10 protein-coding genes and 1 tRNA gene are annotated in these 11,443 nt (G+C 37.6%); 6 read left to right on the top strand and 5 right to left on the bottom strand.

Features of this window, described 5'->3' with window-relative positions:
- Positions 1–40: 40 nt before the first annotated feature.
- Positions 41–739, bottom strand: a complete 699-nt coding sequence (locus tag GO593_RS02860; RefSeq protein WP_001023278.1) for an NAD(P)H-dependent oxidoreductase — start codon at positions 737–739, stop codon at positions 41–43.
- Between the two features lie 163 nt (positions 740–902).
- On the opposite strand from GO593_RS02860, the gene GO593_RS02855 reads away from it, so the two are divergent.
- Entirely contained in the window at positions 903–1,937 is a 1,035-nt protein-coding gene (locus GO593_RS02855; protein ID WP_000187153.1) for an AraC family transcriptional regulator, read from the top strand.
- A gap of 42 nt (positions 1,938–1,979) precedes the next feature.
- Here the strand turns inward: GO593_RS02855 and GO593_RS02850 are convergent, their stop codons facing one another.
- Complete coding sequence (locus GO593_RS02850; RefSeq protein WP_000993876.1) at positions 1,980–2,972, bottom strand: fatty acid desaturase family protein; 993 nt, start codon at positions 2,970–2,972, stop codon at positions 1,980–1,982.
- 106 nt (positions 2,973–3,078) lie between these two features.
- Complete coding sequence (locus GO593_RS02845) at positions 3,079–3,879, bottom strand: PaaX family transcriptional regulator C-terminal domain-containing protein (protein ID WP_000799166.1); 801 nt, start codon at positions 3,877–3,879, stop codon at positions 3,079–3,081.
- A gap of 355 nt (positions 3,880–4,234) precedes the next feature.
- Between GO593_RS02845 and GO593_RS02840 the strand changes: the two genes are divergently transcribed.
- From GO593_RS02840 to hchA, 4 genes are all read left to right on the top strand, one after another.
- Complete coding sequence (locus GO593_RS02840) at positions 4,235–5,053, top strand: undecaprenyl-diphosphate phosphatase (RefSeq protein WP_000426931.1); 819 nt, start codon at positions 4,235–4,237, stop codon at positions 5,051–5,053.
- A 158-nt stretch (positions 5,054–5,211) separates the two neighbouring features.
- Positions 5,212–6,105: an AraC family transcriptional regulator gene (locus tag GO593_RS02835; RefSeq protein WP_001186874.1), complete on the top strand. Its 894-nt coding sequence runs from the start codon at positions 5,212–5,214 to the stop codon at positions 6,103–6,105.
- A gap of 46 nt (positions 6,106–6,151) precedes the next feature.
- Positions 6,152–7,150: an NAD(P)H-quinone oxidoreductase gene (locus GO593_RS02830; RefSeq protein WP_001053077.1), complete on the top strand. Its 999-nt coding sequence runs from the start codon at positions 6,152–6,154 to the stop codon at positions 7,148–7,150.
- A gap of 202 nt (positions 7,151–7,352) precedes the next feature.
- Positions 7,353–8,228, top strand: a complete 876-nt coding sequence (gene hchA, locus GO593_RS02825) for a glyoxalase III HchA (protein WP_001095769.1) — start codon at positions 7,353–7,355, stop codon at positions 8,226–8,228.
- 13 nt (positions 8,229–8,241) lie between these two features.
- On the opposite strand, the gene GO593_RS02820 is transcribed toward hchA, so the two are convergent.
- Both GO593_RS02820 and GO593_RS02815 read right to left on the bottom strand, forming a co-directional pair.
- Positions 8,242–8,314: transfer RNA gene (locus GO593_RS02820), tRNA-Arg, on the bottom strand.
- A 76-nt stretch (positions 8,315–8,390) separates the two neighbouring features.
- Positions 8,391–9,746 carry an amino acid permease gene (locus tag GO593_RS02815; protein ID WP_001984839.1) on the bottom strand — a complete coding sequence of 452 codons (1,356 nt, stop codon included), beginning with the start codon at positions 9,744–9,746 and terminating at the stop codon, positions 8,391–8,393.
- 379 nt (positions 9,747–10,125) lie between these two features.
- Here GO593_RS02815 and prpF point away from each other — a divergent pair, with 379 nt between their 5' ends.
- The gene (gene prpF / locus GO593_RS02810) at positions 10,126–11,313 is read left to right on the top strand and encodes a 2-methylaconitate cis-trans isomerase PrpF (RefSeq protein ID WP_000011477.1); all 1,188 of its coding nucleotides are present in this window, start codon (positions 10,126–10,128) and stop codon (positions 11,311–11,313) included.
- Positions 11,314–11,443: the final 130 nt, after the last annotated feature.

Here is an 11,443-nt window from a genome sequence, read left to right as displayed (position 1 = left end):
AGAATTCGGTTATCGCGCCTTTTAGATTTAAAACATAGCATTAGAGGGGATATAACTTTTCATCAAATTCTTCAAGTTTAGGAAATTTTAATGGTTCAAGTTGGTCAAGGTGAGTGAGATACGTGACATAGTCCTCAAGAATAGTTTCACGCACTTCTTGGCTAATGTAAGGTACATGGTAGGCAATGAATGGGGGAAGAACTTCAAAGCCAGTATAAGCCAAAGTACCGCGTTGAATCGGTGATAGATAATGTTCAATTGGTCCGTGAATAGAATTTTCCCCAAACATATGTGTTCTACCACCGAGTGTTAAACAGAGCATTGCTTTTTTACCTGCCATGCCACCATGGTTGTAAAACCGCTTACCACCATAAAAAAGTCCAGAGACAAATACACGATCAATCCAGCCTTTTAAAATTGCTGGAACAGAAGTCCAATAAAGCGGAAAGTTCAAGATAACTAGATCTGCGCGTTTTACTTTGTCAATTTCTGCTTGAATATCAGGAGCCAAAAGTTGTTGTTTTGTGGCATTTCGCTGTTCTAATGCATAGTTAAAATAATCAGGTTGATTGAGTTCTAAAAAATCTTCCTTAGAGGCCACAGGATTAAACTGCATTGCATATAAATCGGAAATTTCTACTTGATGGCCCAATTTTTTAAAGGTTTGCTGTGCTGTCGTTTTTAGGGAAGTTGTAAAAGACAGAGGTTCTGGATGAGCATGAACAATCAGGATATTCATAATGTCTTTACTCTTAAAGATAAGATTAGTTTTTAGTGGAATGTCGGAGAGTTAAGTCAGTTTGTCTTAAGTGACTATGCCTGAATTTAAAAGCATGGCATAGTTCAAGAACTGACAGTTTTTACCATTTAACGCCACAATTACGCTTTCTAATGGGCCGCTCATGACTCCAGAATTACCCGGAACTTATATTAATTTATTAGCTGAGATCGTTAAGCGCAGAGGTATCTCTTGTGAGCAGTTTTTAGAGGGTAGTGGAGTAACACCGGAACAATTAAAAAAACCGTATTGGTATGTTGAGTTTAATACCTTAAATAACTTACTTGAACATGCGATTCAACTCACTCATGAGCCAGCATTAGCGGGTTATTTAGCATTGGAAATGAAAGCTTCTTGTTATGGTTCTGTCGGTATGGCAGCCATGGTGTCTGCAAATCTTGAAGAGGCTTTAAAAATACTTGAACAATTTATTGGTTCACGTTGTGATGCCTTTAAACCTGAGTTAAAGCAAGAGCAAGACGATGTTTACTGGTCTATTCATCAACCTTTAAAAAGTTTTCAATTAAGTTCAGATGCGACTATTTTTTTGTTGTTAGGTTTTGTTTACATCGCAAAACATCTAACAGGGTTATCTTCTTTAGGTACAGTGCAATTGAATATGCCCGAACCACTAGGTTTTTCAAAAATAAAAGATAAATTAGGCGTAAGTTGTTTATTTGAGCAAAAACATAATATTTGGATTTTTCCAAAAGAATATTTAATGCAGCCTGTACTCACGGCTGATCCTATGCTGACACCTTTACTGAAAGCACAGTGTAAAAAAGATATTGATAAATTGAAGTTACGAAGTGGATGGAAAGCAGAAATTAGCCAAGTAATAAAAAAATTATTGATCAATAGTCAGGGGGAAATATTAAAAGTTAAGCAAGTTGCCCAAATGATGAATATGTCAGAACGTAGCCTACAGCGGTATTTGGCAATAGAGAATACAAGTTTCTCAGCATTAGTTGATTTAACTCGAAAGCAATATGCACAAGAACTTTTGCAAAATAGTTTAATGTCAATTGAATCTGTGGCATTAAGTTTAGGCTATGCCGATACATCCCATTTCACCCGCGCTTTTAAACGCTGGATGGGTGTAACACCGAAGTATTATCAAACTCAGTTGAAACTAAAAAATTTAGATATAAGTGAATAATCAAGAAGACCACAAATTTGAAAGTAGTCTTCTAACCCTATTTTAATTTGTTAACTCTTGTTTTGATGAAAGTGTATGAATTACTTCAAAATAGCTCGGTGGAGTGGGCACATGCCCACGTTCTCTTAATATTTTGTGCATACGCGGTAATTTAAAATATGGAACAGACGCCATTAAATGATGTTCCATGTGGTAATTGACATGAATAGGGGCCACAAAGCTTCTCGCAATCCAACCTGCACGTGTGGTACGAGTATTGGTTAAAGCAGTATTGCTGGTTTGCATACCTGCATGTTCTGCCATTGAACGAATTCTTAAAAATAATGGAAATGGTGTCAAATAAGCCAAAGGCCATAACCAATAAAAACGTTGTTGACCACATGCTTTTAAAACACCATAAAGTAATAGGTTGGTTGCAATAGCGCCTGTACTGTTTTTTGCAATACTCTTTGCATAGTCAACAAATTTTTTATCACTGCGGTCTAACCAGATTTGATCATTGGCTACAGTCCATTTCATGACATCAAGGTCCATCAACACACGGCCTAAGCTAAACTTTAATCCTGTTATACCGGTTAAGTCGCGTAAGAATTTACGAGTAAGAGATTTTTTACTGACAGGAAAGCCTGCAACTAAAGAAAGATCTGGGTCATCTGGTGTAGATGTTTTTGCGTGATGACGAACATGGTGTACACGATATTTTTGTAGGTCGTTCCAGATTGGGCGGGCACATAGCCACTCTCCAACGAAATCATTTATTTTCTTATTTTTGAATAAACTTTTATGGGATGCATCGTGCATTAAAATTGCGAGGCATAACTGACGGCCAGCTAAAACAGCTAGAGCAAGCATACATGCTAATAATTTCCCCCAACTCGGTAAGTAATCCCACATCATAATTAAGCTGGCAAATGTTCCTCCAATAACAGCCCATGTGCTAGCAACGGCCCAAGCGCCATATGCATCTGAAGGTTCTGTAAGCTCTTGTATTTCTTCTCTGCTAAATAGATCGGTAACACTCACCTGTGCATTCATTTTTATTCTCCCAAATTAGAGTTTGGTATCCATATTTTATATTACAAATATAGTCATAAAAATTTAAAAAGTGAAATATTTGTTTGTAAAAAAATAAATCAGATGGCTATAAATTTAATTCCTGTTCATATATTTTTTTCCAAAGTTTCTGGCCAATTGCATCTAGTTGCTGTACATCTTGAGCAAATTGATTACGAGCAGATTCATTTACAAATGGTGCGGGTAATAATGGGTCATTCATGAGTAAGGCAATTGTTTCCCTTCCTAAAAGAAGTGCCTTGACTGCTGCATCGTTTAAAGGGGAGTGAGCATAATTTTCAAGCCAGTGTGTAATATCTCGGCTATACATTTCATAATTTTTTTCGAGTTGTTTGGTATCCCATAAAGAAAAAATTTGCTTAAGCGTTGTTGAGTCGACATGTTGAATAATACAAATTTTTGCTTCTTTCTCTAGCCCTGCTAAAACAAGCTCATCACAGGTTTTTTCAAAGCTATAGGCTAAATTGTCTGGGCGGATGTAAATACCAGTTTCCAGCTCTTTAAAACCAAATTGACGAAGTGCACGTTCCCGTTTTTTTAGTGCTGTTCGGTCTATGCGGCCTAAGGTTCCTGTAAATACGGCAAGATAATGCTGCTGCCATTCTTTAGTTTGTTTAATTCCATTTTTACGATTGAGAATAACTTTTGCCCAATCTTTTGCAGATGGAGAAAGTTGATAGATTCCGCGTTCTACGCTCTGGATCATACCTTCATTTAACAAGCGTGTTGTCGCAACTCGAATACCATTTTCACTTAAGTTAAAAAGTTTAGCTGCAACCAAAATTTGTTTGATACTGAGCTGAGGATAAGCGGAAGAAAGAAAGAGGTCGATAATAAGATGACGTGCGTTAATTTTGGTATTTTTCATTCAGTCTGAATTTTTGATATGAGTTGTATTTAATTGGAATAATAACATGTTTTTTTAAGGACTTTTTAAGATGATTTTCTAAACTCATCTATTGTAAAAGACTTATCTATAACAAAAGAAAATTTGGCCATTTTTAACCAAGTTTTATCTTTTTACGATAGTTAACCTAAGTTTGTCATTATGATGTGATACATTATCGCACTTTAAATAAACTGCCTTTCACTAGAGGCAATAACCACAAATGCTAGAAATGATCTGATATTGAACACATGTTGAGCTAAATAAAAGGCTAACTGTGGCGATAAAATAAATTTTAGATCGTTCTAGTGATTAACTAACTTTCTTTGAGCAAGTTATGGAAAATTTTGAAGTTATAAAAGCACTGTTTCTAGGCTTTGTTGAAGGCTTAACTGAATTTTTACCTATTTCGAGTACTGGTCATTTAATTTTATTTGGTCATATTATCGATTTCCATTCAGATGGCGGTCGTGTCTTTGAAGTAGTGATCCAGTTAGGTGCTATTCTGGCAGTGTGTTGGTTATATCGTCAGAAAATCATTAACTTAATCAAAGGTTTTTTTAGTGGTGATGTCGAGTCACGCCATTTTGCCATTAGTGTCTTAATTGCTTTTTTCCCGGCAGTGATTATTGGCGTTTTAGCTGTAGACTTTATTAAAAGTGTTTTATTTAGCCCAATTGTGGTTGCGATTGCTCTGATTGTCGGCGCGCTTATTATTTTCTGGGTTGAATCTAAACAATTTGAACATAAAACGGATGATGCGACCAAGATCACGTTTAAACAGGCGCTTTTAGTTGGTCTGGCTCAATGTGTTGCGATGATTCCTGGGACTTCTCGTTCTGGTGCGACAATTGTAGGCGGGATGTTTGCAGGCTTGTCTCGTAAAGCTGCAACAGAGTTTTCGTTTTTCCTTGCAATGCCGACCATGCTGGGTGCAGCAACTTTTGACCTAATTAAAAATGCTGATGTGTTGACTTCAGACAATATGGTTAATATTGGAGTGGGTTTTGTTGCGGCATTTATTGCTGCTTTATTGGTTGTAAAAGCACTCGTACTCTTCGTTGAGCGTCATACATTACGTGTATTTGCGTGGTATCGAATTGTATTAGGTGTAATTATCCTAATTGCTGCTATGTTCTTTAACTTATCTGCTTAATAGTCAGGTTAAGGATAAAAAACCTAGAGAAATCTAGGTTTTTTATGCCTAAAAATAGCTTTAACTTGCTTATTTATACAAAGTACTACCAAGAAATACTTTTTCCTTTTAGTTTGATTGATATAGTAAATCTTAAATAGCCCGTAAAAAATAAAGCAATGCAACAGAATGACTTGACGAAAAGTTTGGTAGAGGCTTTTTTGTATTTGGCTCCTCAAGAGGGGTTATATCCCACTCATATTTCAAATATCACCCTGATGAGGGTAGATCATTCCACACAGCCGGTTGCCGTATTGCAAGAGCCTTCCATTGTTTTAGTCATTCAGGGTGTAAAACGGGCTTATATTGGAAAAGATATTTTTAAGTTTCAACAAGGCCAGTGTTTATTTATCTCAATTGCTATTCCTTTTGATTGCGATACCTTGGTTGAGCGTGAACCAATGCTTGCAATTGCGATTAAATTTGAACCTCAAATGATGGCTGAGCTGGCGACTAAAATGGATAAAGAGCAGCGACCACTTATAGAAGATTTTGATAACAAAGAGATAAAACTGAGCTGTGGTTTAAATATTATTGAAATAAACTCGGTTATATCTGATGTTGCTTTACGCTTGTTGAACTTACTTCGTTCCAAGCAAGATACTGCAATCTTAGGAGAGCAGGTGAAACGCGAACTTATTTATCGGGTTTTACAAGCTGGCGGTAGTGATTTTATCCAGAACCTTTCGGCTATTATGAGCCGAAGTGGAGTGATTTATACGATTTGTGAAATTATTCAAAGAGATTATTATCGTAACTTAACGGTTCAGGAGTTGGCTAAACAAGCAGGAATGAGCGTTTCGCTTTTTCATCAAGCTTTTAAGAAAGTTACCAACTATTCTCCATTACAGTACATCAAAATTACTCGGTTACATAAGGCACGTGATTTAATCCTAAATAACCAAATGGGCGTTGCAGAAGCTGCCTATGAAGTAGGATATGTGAGTGCCTCACAGTTTAGTCGAGAGTTTAAGCGGCTGTTTGGAGTCCCACCTAAATTATCAACAAACTAAAGTAAATCAACACGTCTTAAATATAAACCAAACATGGAGCATATCAATGAATCTTCCGACAACCATGAAAATTGTTGAAATTACGGTTCCTGGCGGACCTGAGGTTTTAAAACTTCAAGATTCAAATGTTCCGGTACCTCAAGCTGATGAGGTTTTAATTGAGGTTAAAGCTGCTGGAATTAACCGCCCTGATGTCTTACAGCGTATGGGGTTATATCCAATGCCTAAAGGGGTTACTCAAATCCCTGGACTTGAAGTCGCTGGTGTCGTGGTTGCTGTGGGTGAGCAAGTGCAACAGTTTAAAGTCGGGGACAAGGTTTGTGCTTTAACCAATGGTGGCGGGTATGCAGAATACTGTGCGGTAACTGCAACTCAAGTATTACCAATACCTGAGAATTTATCATTTACTCAAGCTGCTGCGATTCCAGAAACATTCTTTACGGTTTGGGCAAATCTTTTTGATATTGGCCGTTTAAAGAAAGATGAAACTGCACTGATTCATGGCGGTGCAAGTGGGATCGGAACCACTGCTTTAGCGATTTGCCATGCTTTAGGTATTAAAACTTTTGCTACGGTTGGTAGTGAAGATAAAGTTGAAGCACTCTCTAACTTAACCACAGCAATTAATTATAAAACCCAAGATTTTGAGCAGGAAATTTTGAACCATACTCAAGAACAAGGTGTTGATGTTATTTTGGATATTGTGGGTGGTTCTTATTTTCAGAAAAACTTAAATCTATTAAAACGTGATGGCCGACTTGTCATTATTGGCTTTATGGGAGGTCGAATTGCAAAAGAATTTGATTTACAAAAACTGATTTTAAAACGCGCAACGATTACAGGCTCAACGATGCGAGCGCGTAATAGCCAAGAAAAAGCACAGATTGCTCAATCTTTACATGAACATGTATGGCCGTTATTGGAGCAAGGCAAGTGTTTACCACAAATTTATAAAACGTATGCTTTTTCAGATGTACAAAGTGCTCATGCATGTATGGAGCAGGGCGACCATATTGGAAAGATCGTTTTAGAGATGAATGCTTAATCTTATCTGTGACAGTTTAGGTGAATGACATGTTTGCCTAAACTGAAATTTTATAATTATTAATTGTGCCTATTTCTATATAAAAATTGCCAAATTCTATTGGCTTGTTGCACCTGTTTCTTGATCTGAATATACATTTAATAAGGAATAATAACTGTCTTAAAGCTGTTATTTCGCTCTTCAATTCTAAAGGATGGTAACCATGAATACCCCAGCATCAAATGATAAAAATCCAACTCCAGATTTAGCTGAAGATAATGCGTTCTTCCCATCACCATATTCACTGAGTCAATATACTTCTCCTAAAACAGATTACGATGGCACAACCTATCCAACGCCGTATGCGGGCAATAAAAAGGTTTTAATGATTGCAACTGATGAACGCTATATCCAGATGCAAAACGGTAAGTTCTTTTCTACCGGAAACCATCCAGTAGAAATGCTTTTGCCAATGTTCCATTTAGATAATGCTGGTTTTGAAATTGACGTTGCGACACTTTCAGGTAATCCAGCCAAACTTGAAATGTGGGCAATGCCAAAGCAAGAACAAGTAGTATTAGATACTTTCCAGAAATATGCAGATAAATTAAAAAATCCGTTAAAACTTGCCGATATTTTAGAAAATGTAGTCGGTGAAAACTCTCCATATACGGCTGTATTTATTCCGGGTGGGCATGGGGTATTAGCGAAGATTCCGCATAGCCTTGAAGTGAAGAAAGTTCTTAAATGGGCAGTTGAACAAGACAAATTTATTATTACGTTATGTCATGGTCCAGCTTCGTTACTGGCTGCCGCAGTAGATGAACAGCCTGAGAATTATATTTTTAAAGATTATCAAATTTGTGTATTCCCTGATTCGTTAGATAAGGGAGCGAATATTGATATTGGTTACATGCCTGGAGCTTTACCGTGGTTAGTCGGTGAAAACCTTGAAAAACTCGGTGTAAAGATTTTGAACACTGGCATTACTGGTCAATGTCATCGAGACCGTAAATTGTTAACGGGCGATAGTCCGCTTGCTTCTAATAATTTAGGCAAACTTGCAGCTGAAACATTGCTGGCTGAAGTGAAGGATTAATTCACTAAAAGTGTGCGCCCTGCGGGACTCGAACCCACGTCGGTCGCTTAGGAGGCAACTGCTCTATCCAGTTAAGCTAAGGGCGCATAATTTTCTGATTATAAACAAAAAAGCCATTGCCGAGGCAATGACTTTTTATAGTTTTAAGTACAAGCTGTTAGATTACTGTTCTTTGGCATTGAGTACTTTAAACAAAATAAACATGAGAATGATCCAAATAGGAATCATCATCACTGATTCTTTAAAGCCCTGACTCCACATAATGTAGAGTACTACAGCAATAAAACCTAAAACCAAATAGTTACTAAACGGTGCCCAAAGTGCAGGAAAGTGAGTTTTTTGACCGAGTTTTTTCATTGCTGATTTAAACTTAAGGTGAGTCATACTGATCATCGCCCAGTTCAATACCAGTGCTCCAACAACAATGTACATTAAGTGGCTTAAAGCATCTTCTGGTACAAAGTAATTTAAAAGAACACAGCCAAAAATGAGTAATGCCGATAGCAAAACTGCTGGTACAGGTACACCTTGTTTATTTACTTTCTTGAAAATTTTTGGTGCATTGCCTTGTTGAGCTAAACCGTAAAGCATACGGCTATTTGCAAACATCCCACTGTTATAAACAGAGAGAGCGGCGGTTAAAATAATAAAGTTCAGTAAGTGTGCAGCCCAACCAATACCCATTTGACTAAAAATCATAACAAATGGACTTTTGTCGAGACCGCCAAGATCTAATTGGTTCCATGGCACTAATGAAAGTAAGATCGCTAGTGAACCGATATAGAAAATCAAGATACGGAAAACGACTTGGTTAATTGCTTTTGGAATCGTTTTTTTCGGATCTTTTGCTTCTGCTGCGGCCATACCAATCAGTTCAATACCACCAAAGGCGAACATCAAGAAAGCCAACATATAGAAGAGGCCGCTAAAGCCATTTGGAAAAAATCCACCATGAGACCAAAGGTTACTAAACGAAATGCTTGAACCTACATCTGCTGTAAATAGCAAATAAAGGCCAAAAACAATCATAGAGATAACCGCAGCAACTTTAATAATAGCGAGCCAGAATTCGGACTCACCATAAAATTTGACGTTTGTTAGGTTAATTGCCGTAATCACGACAAAGAAAAATAAGACAGAAGTCCATGCTGGAATATGAGGCCACCAGTAATTAATATATTTGGCTACCGCGGTGAGTTCACTCATCGCAACCAGAACATAGAGCATCCAATAATTCCATCCAGCTAAAAATCCGGAAAATTTCCCCCAGTATTTATACGCAAAATGGCTGAACGATCCTGCAACAGGTTCTTCAACAATCATTTCTCCCAGGTGGCGCATAATTAAAAAAGCAATTAAGCCACCAATGGCATATCCTAAAATAATGGATGGTCCCGCAGATTGAATCACTTGCGCCGAGCCTAAAAATAATCCGGTACCAATTGCTCCACCCATAGCAATTAATTGGATATGTCGATTTTTTAGTCCTCGTTGAAGTGTAGAAGATTCGTTGGTCAAAGGTCTTCACTCACAATGAATAAGTAAATTATTCTAATAGATGGATTTATTTTAGCCTAGACTACAATTGAACAAGGGATGACTGTAAAGTAACCATAAAAAATATTTAAAATCATAAACTTGCTTTTAATCATGTTAAATTGGTTGAAAAATCTTCCAAAAATATATTTTTTGATAGACTTTTTTTCTTATGATTTTACTTTATTCGGTCATTGCAGGCATGAATTGAAATTTCCAAAATAAACCCGCGTCAATACGATTGATGTATGAAAGTAGAGTGCTATCTCTTGATCATAAAACGATTTAAGATGAAGCGAATGACTAAACAAGTCTGCTTGTTTTGAGATATAAAAACACAATAGTAAGGATAACAGTTGATATGAGCTTCGTACCGCAAATTAAAATTCCAGCAACTTACATGCGTGGTGGAACCAGTAAAGGTGTATTCTTTAAACTTGATGATTTGCCGGAAAAAGCTCAAGTTGCAGGTCAAGCAAGAGATCAACTCTTGCTACGTGTCATTGGTAGCCCAGACCCTTATGGAAAACAAATTGATGGAATGGGTGGAGCGACTTCGAGTACCAGTAAAACCGTTATTCTCGCTAAAAGTACACAGCCAGACCATGATGTCGACTATTTGTTTGGGCAGGTTTCAATAGATCAGCCTTTTGTAGACTGGAGTGGTAACTGCGGTAATTTGACAGCTGCAGTTGGTTCATTTGCAATTTCAAATGGTTTGGTTGATGCCGATCGTATTCCTGAAAATGGCCTCTGTACTGTTCGAATTTGGCAAAAAAATATTCAAAAAACTATTATTGCGCATGTACCTATCACCAATGGCCAAGTTCAAGAAACCGGAGACTTTGAACTAGATGGGGTAACTTTCCCTGCCGCTGAAGTTCAAATTGAGTTTTTAGACCCTGCCGATGATGGTGAAGAGGGCGGTGATATGTTCCCGACAGGGAATGTTGTTGACCAATTAGATGTTCCAGAGATTGGTAGTTTTCAAGCCACATTTATTAATGCCGGTATTCCAACCATTTTCTTAAATGCAGAAGATTTAGGCTACGAAGGTACTGAATTACAAGATCATATTAATGGTGATGCAGCAGCATTAGCACGTTTTGAAAAAATTCGTGCCTATGGTGCAGTTCAGATGGGCTTAATTAAAGATATTTCAGAAGCAGCCGCACGTCAGCACACACCAAAAATTGCTTTTGTCTCTAAACCAAAAAATTACACAGCTTCAAGCGGTAAAAACGTTTCAGAGAAAGATGTCGACTTACTCGTTCGAGCTTTGTCGATGGGCAAACTTCACCATGCCATGATGGGAACAGCAGCGGTAGCAATTGGTACAGCGGCTGCGATTCCAGGCACTTTAGTAAATTTAGCGGCTGGTGGTGGAGAACGTGAAGCAGTACGTTTTGGACATCCATCTGGAACATTACGTGTTGGTGCCCAAGCTGAACTTACAAATGGCCAATGGGTGGTGAAAAAAGCCATTATGAGCCGTAGTGCGCGTGTGTTAATGGAAGGTTGGGTACGCATTCCGGGTGACAGTTTCTAAAAGTCATTTAAATGAAAAGCCTCTCTACCCTAGAGAGGCTTTTTTTACTTCTGACATCCATAACTCATCACGCACTTTTTACAGTGAATCGTGTATGATGTAGCACATGAATGTTTCATCACATTCAATA

The organism is Acinetobacter baumannii (assembly GCF_009759685.1).
GTDB classification, from domain to species: domain Bacteria; phylum Pseudomonadota; class Gammaproteobacteria; order Pseudomonadales; family Moraxellaceae; genus Acinetobacter; species Acinetobacter baumannii.
The sequence above is the reverse complement of the archived record's forward strand: the minus strand, read 5'-3'. Positions and strand labels throughout refer to the sequence as shown.